At 61.4% G+C, this 16105-nt stretch carries 16 protein-coding genes; 9 read left to right on the top strand and 7 right to left on the bottom strand.

The window, feature by feature from the left end; all coding sequences use genetic code 11:
• Nucleotides 1-44: 44 nt before the first annotated feature.
• The 5 genes from truD to IE123_RS12285 form a co-directional block, all read right to left on the bottom strand.
• Nucleotides 45-1103: a tRNA pseudouridine(13) synthase TruD gene (gene truD / locus IE123_RS12305; protein WP_189518598.1), complete on the bottom strand. Its 1059-nt coding sequence runs from the start codon at nt 1101-1103 to the stop codon at nt 45-47.
• A complete protein-coding gene (gene ispF / locus IE123_RS12300) occupies nt 1100-1618 on the bottom strand; it encodes a 2-C-methyl-D-erythritol 2,4-cyclodiphosphate synthase (protein WP_189518597.1) in 519 nt (172 codons plus the stop codon). The genes truD and ispF overlap by 4 nt, the downstream gene beginning before the upstream one ends.
• Entirely contained in the window at nt 1605-2348 is a 744-nt protein-coding gene (gene ispD, locus IE123_RS12295) for a 2-C-methyl-D-erythritol 4-phosphate cytidylyltransferase (RefSeq protein ID WP_189518596.1), read from the bottom strand. Before ispD ends, ispF begins: the two co-directional genes overlap by 14 nt.
• A complete protein-coding gene (gene ftsB / locus IE123_RS12290) occupies nt 2345-2710 on the bottom strand; it encodes a cell division protein FtsB (protein WP_189518594.1) in 366 nt (121 codons plus the stop codon). The genes ispD and ftsB overlap by 4 nt, the downstream gene beginning before the upstream one ends.
• Nucleotides 2711-2905: 195 nt before the next feature.
• A complete protein-coding gene (locus IE123_RS12285) occupies nt 2906-3481 on the bottom strand; it encodes an NUDIX hydrolase (RefSeq protein ID WP_189518592.1) in 576 nt (191 codons plus the stop codon).
• Between the two features lie 81 nt (nt 3482-3562).
• Here IE123_RS12285 and IE123_RS12280 point away from each other — a divergent pair, with 81 nt between their 5' ends.
• From IE123_RS12280 to IE123_RS12260, 5 genes are all read left to right on the top strand, one after another.
• Nucleotides 3563-4228, top strand: a complete 666-nt coding sequence (locus tag IE123_RS12280) for a CoA pyrophosphatase (protein WP_229819744.1) — start codon at nt 3563-3565, stop codon at nt 4226-4228.
• Nucleotides 4225-4950, top strand: coding sequence for a 2OG-Fe(II) oxygenase (locus tag IE123_RS12275; RefSeq protein WP_189518590.1), 726 nt, complete (start codon nt 4225-4227; stop codon nt 4948-4950). Before IE123_RS12280 ends, IE123_RS12275 begins: the two co-directional genes overlap by 4 nt.
• Nucleotides 4951-5134: 184 nt before the next feature.
• Nucleotides 5135-6295: a porin gene (locus tag IE123_RS12270; protein WP_189518588.1), complete on the top strand. Its 1161-nt coding sequence runs from the start codon at nt 5135-5137 to the stop codon at nt 6293-6295.
• A gap of 10 nt (nt 6296-6305) precedes the next feature.
• Nucleotides 6306-6731 (top strand): hypothetical protein, encoded by a 426-nt coding sequence (locus IE123_RS12265; protein ID WP_189518586.1) that lies wholly within the window; start codon nt 6306-6308, stop codon nt 6729-6731.
• 2 nt (nt 6732-6733) lie between these two features.
• Complete coding sequence (locus IE123_RS12260; protein WP_189518584.1) at nt 6734-8356, top strand: diguanylate cyclase domain-containing protein; 1623 nt, start codon at nt 6734-6736, stop codon at nt 8354-8356.
• Here the strand turns inward: IE123_RS12260 and IE123_RS12255 are convergent.
• Entirely contained in the window at nt 8348-9688 is a 1341-nt protein-coding gene (locus IE123_RS12255; protein WP_189518575.1) for an MFS transporter, read from the bottom strand. The genes IE123_RS12260 and IE123_RS12255 overlap by 9 nt on opposite strands.
• Before the next feature lie 225 nt (nt 9689-9913).
• Here IE123_RS12255 and IE123_RS12250 point away from each other — a divergent pair, with 225 nt between their 5' ends.
• Nucleotides 9914-10864, top strand: a complete 951-nt coding sequence (locus IE123_RS12250) for a lysophospholipid acyltransferase family protein (RefSeq protein WP_189518573.1) — start codon at nt 9914-9916, stop codon at nt 10862-10864.
• Nucleotides 10865-10917: 53 nt separating this feature from the next.
• Here IE123_RS12250 and IE123_RS12245 read toward each other — a convergent pair whose 3' ends face one another.
• Nucleotides 10918-11403, bottom strand: coding sequence for a YajQ family cyclic di-GMP-binding protein (locus tag IE123_RS12245; RefSeq protein WP_189518571.1), 486 nt, complete (start codon nt 11401-11403; stop codon nt 10918-10920).
• A 308-nt stretch (nt 11404-11711) separates the two neighbouring features.
• Here IE123_RS12245 and IE123_RS12240 point away from each other — a divergent pair, with 308 nt between their 5' ends.
• The 3 genes from IE123_RS12240 to IE123_RS12230 are packed head-to-tail and all read left to right on the top strand — an operon-like array spanning nt 11712 to nt 16102.
• A complete protein-coding gene (locus tag IE123_RS12240) occupies nt 11712-13241 on the top strand; it encodes an AbgT family transporter (RefSeq protein WP_189518570.1) in 1530 nt (509 codons plus the stop codon).
• A 58-nt stretch (nt 13242-13299) separates the two neighbouring features.
• Nucleotides 13300-14634, top strand: a complete 1335-nt coding sequence (locus IE123_RS12235; protein ID WP_189518569.1) for an amidohydrolase — start codon at nt 13300-13302, stop codon at nt 14632-14634.
• Nucleotides 14624-16102 carry a M20 family metallopeptidase gene (locus IE123_RS12230; protein ID WP_189518568.1) on the top strand — a complete coding sequence of 493 codons (1479 nt, stop codon included), beginning with the start codon at nt 14624-14626 and terminating at the stop codon, nt 16100-16102. The genes IE123_RS12235 and IE123_RS12230 overlap by 11 nt, the downstream gene beginning before the upstream one ends.
• Nucleotides 16103-16105 lie beyond the last annotated feature (3 nt).

Raw genomic sequence — 16105 nt, 5'->3', positions numbered from 1 at the left:
ACCTCGACGCGCGGCCTCCCCGGCAGCCAGGAAGTGCCGACATCCTAGAGCGCCGGGTGTTGAAACAGCTCACGCAGTACGGCGGTGGCAAAGCCGCCACGCGCCAGGGTGAAATGCAGCCAGAGCCCTTCTCCTTCGTGCTCAATGGCAGGCGCCTGGAGGCGAAGACGCAGGGCGCGACGCATCGGGGCCGCACCCGCCCTTTCGATGCCCTCGGCAAGCGTCGGCTCGTTCTCTACAACGCCACGCTCAAGGGCAAGTGCCTCACCGCTGACCTCGCTTTTACCGCGCCCCCACAGCGGGCCGGTAGGATGAATGTCCAGCGCAGCCAGTCGCGTACGCAGGGCATCATCCAGTGTCTGGCCGGCAAACTGACTGGCGCTACCATCGAGATTGAACACGTCACCGTCCAGTCCGCTGGCCCAGTTGCCCTGCTCGATACGCGTGCTCAGCACCTGATTGAACAACCAGCTGCGCGCGCTCGAGAGCAAAATCCCATCCCGGTCATGTCGCTTTTTCCAGCCGCGCGCCATCATTGCCCGGGCACGCGTGATATTGCTGCCCTGGTGGCCAAAGCGCTGCGGCCCGAAATAATTGGGTACGCCGTTGGCGACCAGTTCATGCCAGCGTGTTTCGAGCGAGCCCTGCGTCACGGCCTCACCGGTCACATACAGCGCAAATCGATTGGCGCGATGCACACCACGGCGCAGCTTGCGCGGATGGCGGCCGAAGCTTAAAAGCCGCAGGCCTTCCATTTCGACCAGGTCCGGTAGCGCCGCTGGTGTCGCCCGCCCGGTCAGCGCCACCGACACCCACTGACGCGTCAGCGCGGTGTGGTCCTTGAGCCCGCTGACGCCGATATCGCGCGGCGCCACCTCCAGCGTGTGTGCCAGATGGCGGATCAGCTGCGCTGTGGAAAGATTGCGCTTTTCACAGTGCAGCCACAGGTGCTCACCTTCGCCCTCGGGCGTAAAGGCCATCTGCTCTTCGACCCGAAAGGCTTCGGGAAATTCACGAAACCGCCCCGAGTGCGGTGGTACACCAAGACTTCTGGCCCAGTCGGGCAGCGGTGAGCCCTGCGCCTCGCTCGTCTCTTCGGTCATGAGGCCTCATCACCGTGCACCAGAAGCGCCACGGCTTCCACGGCAATGCCCTCGCCCCGACCGGTGAAGCCGAGCTTTTCGGTGGTCGTGGCCTTGACGTTGACACACGACAGCGCAAGCGCGATGTCCTCAGAGATCACTTCACGCATGGCATTGATATGCGGCGCCATTTTGGGCGCCTGGGCCAGAATGGTGATATCGACATTGATCAGGGCAAAGCCTTTTCGCTGGATCAGCGACACCACATGACGCAGCAGCGCACGACTGTCGGCGCCGCGCCACTGCTCATCGGTATCCGGGAAGTGCTGACCGATATCGCCCAGTGCGGCCGCGCCCAGCAGGGCATCGCTCAATGCGTGCAGCACCACATCCCCGTCGGAGTGCGCTACAAAGCCGTGCTCAAAATCAACGCGCACGCCACCCAGCATCAAATGATCGCCCTCGCCGAAGCGATGGACATCGAAGCCATGACCGATACGCAGCCGAGCCAGTGTAGAAAGATCAGATAGGCTCATGGCCGGGTTCCTTGTCCGAAAGATATAACCGAGACGTATCCTGCTGGGCACTCAGAATCCTTGCCGCCAGCGCCAGGTCTTCGGGATGGGTGATTTTCAGATTATCGCTGCGTCCGGTGACCAGCAGCGGCGCATGGCCAAGCTGTTCGACGCCCGAGGCCTCATCGGTCATGAGAAAGCCTGCCTCAAACGCTGCCGTGAAGGCCTCGCGCAGAACGCCATAGCGAAAACCCTGGGGAGTCATTGCTCGCCAGAGCCCCTGACGGGGAACCGTTGCGTCAATGCGCTGGTCACTGTCCTGACGCTTGAGAGTATCGGTGACCGGCGCCGCCAGCAGCCCGCCCACCGGGTCATCATGGATGGCGTCCATCAGATGGTGCAGATCCGCCACGGTGACACAGGGGCGCGCCACATCGTGGACCAGCACCCAGTCATCGCCGTGGGCATGTGCCGCCAGCCAGTCGATGCCGGCGCGTACCGAATCCACCCGCTCATCGCCGCCATCAAGACGCTGCCAGCGTGCAAAGGGCACCATGGATTCATGAAACCACTGGTCCTCGCCATCCAGGCACAGCAGCAGGGTCGCCTCCGGAAAGGCCTCATGCAGACGCGCCAGCGTACAGGCGAGTACCGCGGCGTCACCGAGCAGCAGGTACTGCTTGGGACAGGCCGCACGCATGCGGGTGCCTCGCCCGGCCGCCGGCACGATCAACCATTGCGGGGCGCTCATTGCTCCCTCCCGGCAAACTCGTCACGGGCTTCATCGGCGCTTTGGTCGGCACCCGGCGGGGCCACGCGGGTGGGATTGCGACTGGCCTTTTCACTGGGCACCCAGAAAAACTGCTCATCGTTGCGCACCATGCCCAGGTCGTTGCGCCCGCGCTCCTCGATCGCATCAAGGCCGTTTTTCAGATCCACCACCTCGGCAGCCAGCCGGTCATTACGATCGGTCAGCAGTTCGTTGCTCTCCTGGAGCTCATCAGCGCGCACCTTGACGCGGCTGTGCTCCAGAAGACCGCCATCACCCAGCCAGAGCTGATACTGCAACGCGGCCAGCGCTACCACCAGCGCGATTGAAATCCATTTGAGCATCGTGATCTATATCGTTGTCGGCCGAACCGGCCTCGGGAAAGCCGCAATTATGCCATTACCCGCCAGTGGATCGTCCAGCAGACACCATCTCCCCGCGAATAAACGAAGCTGTTCTACTGCGTTGCGAGAGCGTTCTGCAGCGTTGAAAGGTGCCCGGCCCATCAGGCCGGGGCATTCCCGGTACCGGCGCCTACGTTACCAGCGGCGAATCACGTCGGCGTGCAGCGGGTAAAGCGCCAGGGTTTGAACGTCGAGCGCTTCCCTTTCAAGACGCGCACGATCGCGAAAATAGCACTCAAGGGTCTTCGTGATCGTCGAAAAGGCAAGCTCGGACCAGGGGATATCCTCTTCCCTGAAAAGACGCACCTCCAGGCTTTCGGGCCCTGCCGAGAAGGCCGGTGCCTGATTGTTGCAAAGCTGCGCCAGATAGATCATGTAGACCTGATTGATATGGGGCAGATCGACCATGGTATAGAGCCCGGCCAGTTCGACCTCGGCACAAGCCTCCTCGCGGGTTTCACGAATGGCCGCCTCGGGCGTGGTTTCACCGTTTTCCATGAACCCGGCCGGCAGGGTCCAATAGCCGTGACGCGGAGCGATGGCGCGGCGGCACAGCAGTACCTGATCACCCGATATGGGTAGGCTGCCGGCCACGATACGGGGGTTTTGATAGTGGATAGTGCCGCAGTTATCACACAGATAGCGCGGACGATCATCGTCCGATGGAATGGCAAAGCGCACCGGCGCGCCGCAATGGCTGCAAAAATTCATGACTTCCTCGTCGCTTACGGCGAGTGACCGAACGCTTTACACTACGTTTGATCACCTCATGTGTCGATTGGCGATTTCGCCATGACACGCTGGTCTTTCTGCTGGAACATGTCCCTTATGCTGCTAAAGGCCCAACATCGACTCAAGGATTACCGCCCGGCAAGGCTGGAGGGCAGCCATCCGCGCGCGGCCGTTCTGATGCCGATCATCAACCATGATGCGCCAACCCTTTTGCTGACACGCCGCAATGCGCGTCTGAGCTCCCATGCCGGTCAGGTCGCCTTTCCCGGCGGCAAGCTTGACCCCGAAGATGACGGCCTTCAGGCCTGCGCCCTGCGTGAAAGCTTCGAGGAGATCGGTCTGCCGCCCGAGCAGGTCACCCTCCTGGGCCGGCTTTCCGAGCGTTTTTCTGCCAATGGCATGATCGTGACGCCCTTTGTGGGGCTGATTGAGCCTGACACGCCCTTTACGCCCAACCCCGATGAGATCGATGTCATTTTTGAAGTCGAGCTGGCGCGTCTGATGACCGACCCGCGCCAGCACACCGATGTCATTTACGATGACGAGACCTGCTGGTACGTGCCCAGCTACACCATCCTTGAGCACACGCTCTGGGGGCTTTCGGCGATGATGGTAGTCGAGCTGTTGAACGTTGCCTTTCATGTCGATATCGGGCTTGATCGCTATCCTGAAGCTTCACCCCTTCGTCATCTTCCTCCCCGACCTTCACGCAGGCGCCCGTCATGACCAACGTCATTGATGATCTTGATCGCGAGACCCACGCCCTGCTGGCCGCCTCCCCGCTCGCACCCGAGCGCATTGATGCCCTGATTGATGATTTGATTCATCAGGGATTCAGCTGCCAGCGCGACTTCTTTCCACCGGTACTGATTAATGCCCTGCTGGCTGACCTTGAAAGGCTTGAGGCCTGTGACGCCCTGGCAAGCGCCGGCATCGGCCGGCTCAAGGAGCATCAGCTGGCCACCAGCATCCGCGGCGATGCCATTCGCTGGTTGAATCAGGAAAGCCCGGCACAAAGGGTGTATCTCAAACGTCTGGACGAACTTCGCAGCCAGATCAATCGGGCACTTTTCATTGGGCTTTTCGAGTTTGAAGCCCATTTTGCCCGTTACCCGCCAGGCGCCTTTTACAAGCGCCACGTGGACAGCTTTCAGGGTCGCGCCAACCGGGTCATCTCCACGGTGACCTATCTCAATCGCGACTGGCCGGTCGACGGCGGCGGTGAGATGGTGCTGTTTGAAAGCCGGCAGCAGGGACCTGACGGGTTCGACCCCAACGCCCCCATTCAGGAAATGGCCCGGGTACTTCCCGAGGCCGGTACCCTGGCCTGCTTTTTATCCGACACCGTGCCTCATGAGGTGCTACCCACCCGCCTGCCGCGTGCCAGCATCGCCGGCTGGTTTCGACGTAACGCCTCGGTCAATGGCGTGGTCGACCCGGCCCGCTGAGCCGTCACTCCCTTCGGCCGCGGCGCTCAGTCCGCGGCCCTGCGTCGTTTTCCCCCTGCCCGCTTTTCCCTTTCATTAAAGTCTGGCGCCGCGCGGCCGACATCATGAGGTGATCGCAACCCAAAAGCCCCGTGGTGCCGAATGGGTTGCCCGACCTTTTTTTACCCCGCGAGACCGCCTCCTGATGAAATCCCTGCCCATTGTGCTCATGGCACTCCTGTTGGCGTGTAGTGCCGGCGCACAGGCGCAAACCCGCCTTCTGGATGACCGGGTGACGCTGAGTGGCTTTGGCACGCTGGGGCTTATCCACAGTGATCAGGGCCATGGCGACTTCGTGCGCGACATCGGTCAGCCAAAGGGCGCCGACAAACATTGGAGCGCCAGAACCGATACACGTCTGGGCCTGCAGGCGAATGTGCGCCTGACTGACGAAATCGATGGCGTGGTGCAGGGCATGAGTCAATATCACAGCTCGGGAGACTTCAGCCCCGAGCTGATGCTGGCGTTCGTGCGCTACGCCCCTGACCCGGGCTTTCAGCTGCGCGTCGGCCGCCTGGGCTGGGATGTCGACATCATTTCGGAATCGCGTTACGTCGGTTATGCCTATCCCTGGATTCGCCCACCGGTGGATCACTTTGGCATGCTGCAGCTAACCTGGATTGATGGCGCCGAGGTAACCCTTACTCGCCCGGTCGGCAGCGATCTGGCCTGGGCCCGTTTTTTTGCCGGTCGCTCTGACAGCCGGTTTTTCATGACGGACGCGCTGCAGGCGGACCTTGATGCCCATAACGTTGTGGGCGGACACCTCAACTATGAAACCGGCCCATGGCGGTTGCGTGCCGGCTACACGCAGATCCACTCGGATGTCAGTTTCAGCGGCGCTGACGCCGATCTGATCGGTCAGCTCTACAGCGTCAATGCCAATCGTTATCTGAATTACCTGACCGGCTTTGACGAGCTGCAGGTCTACTCACTGGGGGCTGCCTACAGTTCGGGACCCCTGCAGCTACAGGCGATCTGGAATCGTGACATCCTGGCCGATGGCGATACCTGGCTGGACACCGGTTTTATGTCGGCGGCGTGGCGCATGGAAAGCTGGACGCCCTATCTCCTGCTCTCCAGCGTGAGAACACATGACAGCCGCGAGGACCCGGTCGGCTCCAATATTGATCAGCACACCTGGTCGCTGGGACTTCGATATGACGTGGCCACCAATCTGGCACTCAAGACCCAGTTTGATCGCATCCATACGCGCTCACCCGGGCTGCTCTGGCGCAGTGCCGACGACCACTTGAAGGGTGATCAATCAAACCTTGTCAGCCTCGGGCTGGATTTCATCTTTTAAGGATATCTCCATGACCCGCTTCATGCGTCTCACGCGCGTCGCCACGGTGGCCATGCTTGTCATCAGCACTACGGCCCGAGCCGATATTGCCATTGTCATCAATGATGCCAGCTCAATCCGTCAGATCAGCCACAGCGAAGCCGTCAATATTTTCATGGGCCGCTATCGCCGGCTGCCCAACGATAGTGTGGCCCTGCCGATCGATCAGGCGCCCCTCAAGGCCCGTTTTTACAAGGCGCTGGTGCAAAAGGACATGGCCGAGATCAACTCCTACTGGGCACGACTGGTCTTTTCGGGGCGCGCCTCACCGCCCCAGCAGGCAGGCACGTATGAGGATCTCGTCGACATCGTAACGCACAACAACAATGCGCTTGGCTATGTCGATGCCACCCAGATGCCTGCCCACATGCACGTTCTGCTGACGCTGAGCGAATAGCCATGGCAAGCCTTCTGACGCATTTTCGCAGTCGTCTGGCCCTGCGGGCTGCCGCCAGCATCGTGTTGATCGTTGGTGTGCTGGGCATCGGCTTTCTGCTTTTGGCCGTGCACCTGCGCGCCGAATCCGAAAAGGACATTCAGCAGCTGCGTCTGGAAGGTCTGATCTCCACGGTCGAGCGCACGGCACAGATTGCCTGTTTTCTGGATGACAGCCAGCTGGCCGAAGAAGTGGCCGAAGGGCTTTTGAGCAATCGCATCGTGCGGGAAGCACGGCTGATTCGTCACGATGGCACCGCACTGGCTGATCGCGTCACCGCGATCGATCATGGCAGCGGCGCACCGCTCACCCGCACGATCAATTCACCGTTTGAACCCGACAAGGCGGTGTGTAAGCTGACCCTGGTGCCGGATCAGGACTGGATCGACAGCATGGTCAACGACGCCACACGGTTCCTGTCCGTTGCCCTTGTCCTGCAGCTGCTGGGGATCGGGTTAAGCGTTATCCTGGTGGTGTTCTATTTCGTCACCCGCCCCATCAGTGACATTTCTCAAAAACTGCATGCCATTGAAGCCGAAACGGGAAAGAAGCTGTCCCCCCCCAGCGGGCATGCCAGGGATGAGATCGGCAGACTGGTCCTGAGCGTCAATGCCATGATCGATCGGCTGGTCAGCAGCCTGAGCGAGGAGCGGCGTCAGCGACTGGCCCGTGAGGTCGAGGAACGACGCTATCGCACTATTTTCGATAACGTCGAAGCCGGCATTTTTGAACTGGACGACCAGGGATGGCTGCTCTCGGCCAACCCGGCCTTTTGCCGTCTTTTCCTGAAGGGTAAAACGCCGGACCCGGCCGGGCCGCCCATTGCCTTCAAGACGCTGGCCAGTGAGGGCGGACCAACGACACAGGAACTGACCAGCCGTCGCGCGAGACGAGACAGTGGGCGTGAGTGGGAAATGGCCGTGGGCGAAGGTTCAGAGCGGCGCTGGGTCAATGTCATGGTCAGTCACCTGGAAAAGGGACGCCTGCAGGGCGTGGCGCACGATATTACCGAACGTCGCCAGGCCGCCGAGGCCGCCGAAAGGCTTGCCGTGACCGACCCCCTGACGGGGCTTGGCAACCGCCTGGGGTTTGAACGGCGTCTTGGCATCATCGAACGATACTGCCGCCTTCATCCCGATCGCCAGCATGCCCTGATGGTGCTCGACTTTGATCACTTCAAGCAGGTCAACGACATTTACGGCCATCATGCCGGTGATGAAGTGCTCCGACAGATCGCCGACATGCTGCGTGACATATCGCGCCGCCATGACTATCCGGCCCGTCTGGGCGGTGATGAATTCGTGCTGCTGCTGGATCATCAGACGCCCCGAACCGACCTGGGCGGGCTGGCGCAGCGGCTGGTCGAGAGCATCAACCAGCCGTTAACGCTGGAAGGCGGACAGCAGGTGCAGCTGGGCGTCAGTATCGGCATCGCCGTGCTGGGCAGTGATACCCAGGATATACAGACCCTGGTCTACATGGCGGATCAGGCGATGTATCGGGCCAAGCGCGAAGGCCGTAACACCTGGCGCTTTCATGACCACAACACCACCCTCACCAGCGGGTCACCGCTGCTCTCAGGATGACGGGCGCGCCTGTTCCGCAGCATGAGCGGCACTGTCAAAACGGGCGTTATCCTGATGCGCGGCCTCCTCGGCCTCATCCTTTTCTGCCTGCGTCTCGGCACCCGAAACCATTTCCTCGGTCACTTCAAGTTCGGCACCCACCACCGACTGCACCGGGTGTGCGGCAAAGGGCGCTACCGGCTGTGGTGCGGGCCGGACGCTGCGTCGCCACATGAAAAAAAGCGCCATGATCGTCGAGATAATGGCAAAGCCATAAAAAAGACCATTTCCACCTGTCTGCCCCATCACACCGGTGAGCATCGGCGCGCTGAGCGTGCAGCCCACGGCATTGATCAGCAAAAGCCCCTGACTCATGCCCACCAGCGCCTGAGGCGGTGCCCGGTCAGCGGCATGGCTCATGGCAACCGGATAGAGCGAAAACGCCACGCCTCCAAACAGGAAGAGCACGACGCCCAGTGTCAGTTCGCTGATGGCGGCCGCCAGCGGCAATGCCAGCGACAGGGCAATCAGCGCCATGCCCAGCACAATCAGCACGATCTGGCGATCGTTGCGGTCCGACCAGCGCCCCATGGGATATTGCAGGGCCATGCCACCGACAATGACCACCGCCATGAATTGCCCCAGCCGCTCGACCGAAAGCCCTGTCTGCTGTAGATACAGCGGCAGCAGCGAATAGAGCGCCGCCACGATCAGCCCCGAGCCGAACACACCCATGACCCCGGTCGGCGTGACCCGTACCAGCCGCCAGGGCGACAGCGGCACGGCATGTTCCAGCAGCGGCGACACGCGGGGAATGATACCCAGCGGCAGTACCGAGAGCGTGGCCAGCATGCCGATCAACACATAGGGCGTGGCGTCAAAGGGCTGCGGGAAGAGCCCCAGCAACAGCTGCCCGAGGGCCAGCGCGGCGTACAGCGAAATCATGTAGAAGGCCAGAATCTGACCGCGACGGGTCGAATCACTGCTGGTTAAAAGCCAGCTTTCGATCACCAGATAAACGCCGACCGTGGCCCAGCCGCCCACCAGACGCATGGCAAACCACCAGCCGGCATCAAGCCACAGCGCCTGGGCAAGCGCCGCCGCCGCCACCAGCGAGGCAAAACAGGCATAGGCGCGAATATGACCGATACGCAGCAGTAGACGGTCATTGAGCACTGCCCCCAGCGCCAGACCTACGTAGTAGGCCGACGACACCCAGCCGATGGTTTCCACCGACGCCCCGGCGTTGTCCAGTCGCAGCGTTACCAGCGTGGACAAAAAGCCATTACCGAGCGCCAGAATGAAAAGCCCCAGCAGCGGCGGCAGTATCAGTGTCAGGAGTGGACGAGCCATGGAGTCCTCACAAATCACGAATGGAGATGGCGCATCACACGTTCTGCCACCACCACTCTGTTACCAACGAAACAGGCAGCCCGTCAGAGCCCCCCGGCGGGTCATTTCGGCCTGCCAATCGGCACAGGCACGAGATGATCACAAGCGATTGCGCCCACTTACCATGAAGGCGCCGATTCAACTGGTTATACTCCCTGTCGATTTCGACACCATTAAAGCGTAGCAATGACGATGAAAGACAACTGGCAGGCGCGCCTTATCATGCGTCTCTGGCAAGTGCTCTCACAACGCACGCCGCATTCGCTATGGCGTCTGGCGTCAAGGTTTGAGCCCTTCTACAGCCTGATTGGCGTACGAGAGCGGCGCATTACGCGCATGAACCTGCGTCAGGCCTTTCCAAAGGTCAGCGACGAGGCACGCCGTCAGCAGATCCATGACAGCCTGCGTCACTCGATTGCCACCATGATGGAGCTGGGATTTGCCTGGCAGGGTGACCCTGACGAGGTGGAGAAATCGATTGTCGAGGTGCACGGACGTGAGCTGCTCGATGAGGCCCGCGCCGAGGGTCGCGGCGTGATCGTGCTGGCGCCTCACTTTGGCAACTGGGAGATTCTCAACTTCTGGCTCTCCAGCCACTTTCCATTCACGGCCATGTATGAGCCGCCCAAGATCAGTGCGCTGGACCCGGTCATTCGAAGCGGACGAGAGCGGATGGGCGCACAGCTGGTACCCACCACCTCCCGCGGTGTGGCCGCGCTGTTAAAGGCCCTCAAACGCAGCGAAGCGATCGGTATCCTGCCGGATCAGGTGCCTGACTGGGGCAGCGGCGAGTTTGCCGACTTTTTTGGTCATCCGGCCTATACCGCCACCCTGCTGCCACGGCTGGTCTCGCGCACCAATGCCCGCGTGGTCACGGGTGTGGCCAAACGGCGTGAGGACCGAAAGGGCTTTGATATCCACTTTCTCAAGGCTGATGAGCGGGTCTATGCCCAGGAAGATGAGGCGCTGTCGGCGCGCGGTGTCAACGCAAGCGTCGAGGCCGCCATCGCGCTGGACCCCATGCAGTATCAGTGGGAGTACAAGCGATACCGACGCACCCCGGGACAGCGGGAAAACGCGCCCGGCTGGCGGACGCGGCGCTTTTACAAGCAGGGCCGCGCCGGTAAAAAGCTTTAGTTCAAAAGGGTCGACCTGCTGCTATCCGAACATGAGGCAGCCCGAGAGATTGCCTAGTCACGGAAGTTGTCAAACTGCAAAGGCAGATCCGGTCCTTCTTCTCCCTTCAAAAGCGCGATGGCCTGCTGCAGGTCATCGCGCTTTTTGCCGGTGACCCGCACCTTGTCGCCCTGAATGGCGCTTTGCACCTTGAGCTTTGACTCCTTCAACTGCTTGACGATCGCCTTGCAGTCAGGCTGTTCGAGCCCCTGCTTGAGCTGCACTTCCTGACGCGCCTTGACGCCGGACAACACCGGCTCCTGCTCATCCATGCAGCGCGCATCAATGCCGCGTGCAATCAGTTTGGCCCGCAGGATGTCGAGCATCTGCTTGAGCTGGAAATCGGCATCGGCTTCCAGCGATACCTTTTCACCTTCCAGGGTGAAGCTGGCATCCACGCCGCGAAAGTCAAAGCGCGTCTGCACTTCGCGATTGGCCTGATCGACGGCATTGGTCGCTTCGTGCTTGTCAAATTCGGACACGATATCGAAAGAGGGCATGTCATGGTCTCCTGAATGCACCAAAAGGGCTGATTCTAGCCGAGTCAAAGGGCAAGGCCCATTCATCCCGGACGGCTTTCGTGTCTGCAAGGCACCACCTGGCAAGGCACCAGAACAATTATCGAACAGTACGCAGCGATATCGTTTGATCGAACGCCGCTTTCCCTTACAGTGTCATGACCTGTTTGTGCTGACGCTGTAAAAAGTCGACTATCCCCAATAAAACCAATGCACGTCAGAGTCAGGTCACCGATAACAATCGCCGGTTCAAGACGGCACACAATAATACGTTACTCGGAGTCTTCATTATGGTTGCCACCACGCAATCCCCGGCGGCATCTTCGCGCCGCTGGGCACGACTGCTCAATGCCATCGAGCGCATTGGCAATCGCCTGCCCGACCCCTTCATGCTGTTTGTCATGCTGGCCCTTGTGGTACTGGTGGCCTCGGTCTTCTTTGCCGCGAGCGGCGCCAGCGTCGTGCTGCCGGCCACGGGCGAAACGCAGCCGATCCGTAGCCTGGTCTCGGGCGAGGGCATCCGCTTTATCCTTGAATCCATGCTGACCAACTTCACCGGCTTTGCCCCGCTCGGGCTGGTACTGTCGATGATGCTGGGCATCGGCCTTGCCGAAAAGATCGGCCTGCTGGATGTGTTGATCCGGCGTACGGTGATGTCGGCGCCCCGACAGCTGGTGACCTATACGGTCGCCTTTACCGGCATCATGATGAACGTGGCCTCCGATGCTTCGCTGATACTGCTGCCGCCGCTGGCGGCGATGGTCTATCACACGCTGGGACGTCATCCGGTGGCGGGGCTGGCGCTCGGGTTTGCCAGCGCCGGCGCCGGCTTTACCGCCAATCTGCTGATCGTGGGCACCGATGCCCTGCTCTCGGGTATCTCGACGGAGGCCGCGCGCCTGATCGACCCGAACATGGTAGTGACCCCGGTCGACAACTGGTATTTCAACTGCCTCTCCGTGGTGGTGCTGACCGTTCTCGCTGCCCAGATCAGCGAACGGATTACCGAGCCCCGTCTGGGGCGCTATGACGGGGACGTCGAGAAGGTTGAACATGACGAGCCATCCAATGCCGGGCGCGGGCTTCGCAATGCCGGCATTGCGGCACTTTTGTATGTGGGTGGGCTGGCCACGCTGATCTTCTGGCCTGATTCGCCCTTGAGAAACGACAACGGCGGATTGATCCCCTCGCCGTTTCTCTCGGGCATTGTTCCCATCATTTTGTTTTTCTTCATCACGGTCAGCGTGTCCTACGGCGTGACCACCGGCAAAATCAAAAGCTCGCGTGATATCTCGGAGAAGATGGCTGATGCCATGCGCGATCTGGGCGGCTATATCGTGCTGATCTTTGCCGCCTCGCAGTTCATTGCCTGGTTTGGCTGGACCCATATCGGCAGCTGGCTGGCGGTCAATGGCGCAGAGGTGCTGACCTCGATCAACTTCACCGGGCTGCCGGTGATCATCTGCTACATCGTCTTTACCGCGTTCATGAACCTGTTGATCTTTTCGGGTTCGGCCAAGTGGGCGCTGGAAGCCCCCATTTTCGTGCCGCTGTTCATGCAGCTGGGCTACCACCCGGGTTTCATTCAGATGGCCTACCGCGTGGCGGACTCCTCAACCAACATCATTTCACCGCTCAATCCCTACATGGTGGTGGTGCTGACCTTCATTCGAAAATATGACCGCGAGGCGGGGCTGGGCACGCTGATCTCGCTGATGCTGCCCTACTCGCTGGCCTTTCTGGTTGTCTGGATCATCATGCTGGTGAGCTTCTATCTGCTGGGGCTGCCCTTCGGACCGGGCGTTTACGGTCTGATGTAAACCGGTCATTTCCATCGGGACGGCCCGCGAGCTGCCCCGTCATGAAAGGAGTATTGTCATGTCAGAAGCGCTTTCACACACGCTTGATCACCATCTGGACACCCTGACGCCGCAGCTCACTGCCTGGCGGCGCGACTTTCATCAGTACGCTGAATCCGGCTGGGTCGAGTTTCGCACTGCCTCGATCGTGGCCGAGGAACTCGACCGGCTGGGCTACGCAGTCACGCTGGGCCGTGACGTCGTTGATGAGACCTCACGCATGGGCGTACCCGATGCCGACACCCTGGCGCGTGAAGAGGCACGCGCCAAAGCGCAGGGCGCCATCGAGCGCTGGCTGCCGCAGCTCTCGGGCGGCTTTACCGGCGTGATCGGCGTACTCGATACCGGCCGTCCGGGGCCGACCATTGGCTATCGCATCGATCTGGACGCGCTGGATCTTGAAGAGTCCAGGGAAGAAACGCACCGTCCCGCCCAGCAGGGCTTCGGCTCGAAAAATGCCGGCATGATGCACGCCTGCGGTCACGATGGTCACACTACCATCGGACTGGGGCTGGCCCGGCTGTTCAAAACGCTGGAATCGGAACTCTCCGGGCGCATCAAGCTGATTTTCCAGCCCGCCGAGGAAGGCGTGCGTGGCGCACGCTCAATGGTAGAAGCCGGCACGCTTGATGACGTCGATATCTTCATTGCCACTCACATCGGCACCGGCGTCCCTCGCGGTGAGGTGGTCTGCGGCCAGGACGGCTATCTGGCCACCACCAAGCTCGATGTGGCCTACACCGGCGTGCCGGCCCACGCCGGCGGCAAACCCGAAGAGGGTCGCAACGCGCTGCTGGCCGCCGCTCAGGCTGCGGTGGGGCTGCATGCCATTCCGAGACACAGCGCCGGCGTCTCGCGCATCAACGTGGGCGTACTCAACGCCGGCAGCGGTCGCAACGTGGTGCCCGCCAGCGCCACCATGAAGATCGAAACGCGCGGTGAAAACACGGCCATCAATGAGGAAATGCGCCGCCGCGCCATCGATGTGATCGAGGGTGCTGCACGCATGCACGGCGTCAGCGTCGAGTATCATCTGGCCGGCGAGGCCGATACCTGCACCTCAAGCCCCGAGCTGGTCGATTACATTCACGGCCGACTCCAGGGGCTGCCGGGCATTGAGGTCATCACACCAAGCATCAACGAGCCCTCGGGCTCGGAGGATGCCACCTGCATGATGAAGCGAGTTCAGGACCGGGGCGGGCTGGCCACCTACATGGTATTCGGCACCGAGCTGGCCGCCGGCCATCACCACCAGTGCTTCGATTTTGACGAGGATGTACTGCCGCTGGCGGTGCGCTCGCTGGCCCATCTTGCCTTCAATATCGATCTGCCCGGAGCCCGCCATGACCGCTGACGCTGCCTGCAGGGACTCTTCGACTGCCCGTATCAGCGCGCGGATCGAAGCGCGCAGGGAGCAGTTTATCGCGCTGGCCGATGCCATCTGGGACCATCCCGAAACCCGCTTTGAAGAGCACGTTTCCAGCCGCCTGCTGGCCGATGCGCTGGAAGCGGAAGGCTTTCACGTCGAGCGCGGCGTGGCCGGCATGGCCACCGCCTTTGTGGCCAGCGTCGGCAGCGGCGCGCCGGTGATTGCCCTGCTGGGCGAGTTTGATGCACTGACCGGGCTCAGCCAGCGCGGCGGCGCCAGCGCGCATGAACCGCTCGAACCCGGTGGCAACGGTCATGGCTGCGGCCATAACCTTCTGGGCACAGCGGCGCTGGCCGCCGCCGTTGCTGCCAGAGACTATCTGCAGGAACAGGGCGGGCTCGAGGACGGTGGCACGCTGCGCTTTTACGGCTGTCCGGGTGAGGAAGGCGGCTCGGGCAAGACCTTCATGGTGCGCGATGGCCTCTTCGATGACGTTGACGCGGCGCTGACCTGGCATCCGATGACCTTTACCGGCATCTTCTCGACCCCCACCCTTGCCAATATTCAGGCGTACTTTCGCTTTTACGGCACTGCCGCCCATGCGGCCAACTCACCGCATCTGGGGCGCAGCGCGCTGGATGCCGTGGAGCTGATGAACGTGGGCACCAACTACCTGCGCGAGCATGTGCCGGATCAGGCACGACTGCATTACGCCATCACCGATAGCGGTGGCACCTCACCCAATGTGGTGCAAAACAGTGCCGAGGTGCTTTATCTCGTACGCGCCCCCGAAATGCTCGACACCGAAGAGATCTACGCTCGGCTGCAGGATGTCGCCCGCGGCGCGGCGCTGATGACCGGTACCCGGGTCGAGGTGCATTTTGACAAGGCCTGCTCCAGCTATCTGCCCAATCGCGCACTGGAAACAGTCATGTTCGAGCAGATGCAGGCCCTGGGCGCCCTGCCCTTTGATGATGACGATCAGCGCTATGCCCGCACCATTGCCGACACGCACAGCGACGCCGACCGGCGCTCTGACCTGGCCGCCATGCGTCAGGCGACCGGGCCGGCCACGCAGGCACTCATCAACACCCTGAGCGAGCAGGCACTGCTTGAAACGGTGCTGGACTATGCGCCCAGCCTGCAGATCATGAAGGGCTCCACGGATGTGGGCGATGTCAGCCGGGTGGTGCCCACCGCACAGTGCTATGTGAGCTGTTTTGCCATCGGCACCGCCCTGCATACCTGGCAGGTGGTGGCTCAGGGCCGCAGCGCGCTGGGCCACAAGGGCATGCTGCATGCCGGCAAGGTGCTTGGTGCCACGGCGGTGCAGATTTTGCGTGATCCGGCACGGTTGTCGCAGGCCCGCCAGGAGCTTGATGCGTCCCTGGCATCATCACCGTACGTGTGCCCCATTGGACCGGACATTCAACCATCGCCGCTCGCGCACTGATCA

This window comes from Kushneria pakistanensis, assembly GCF_014652795.1.
GTDB lineage: Bacteria > Pseudomonadota > Gammaproteobacteria > Pseudomonadales > Halomonadaceae > Kushneria > Kushneria pakistanensis.
This window is presented reverse-complemented; position numbering and strand designations above follow the sequence as displayed.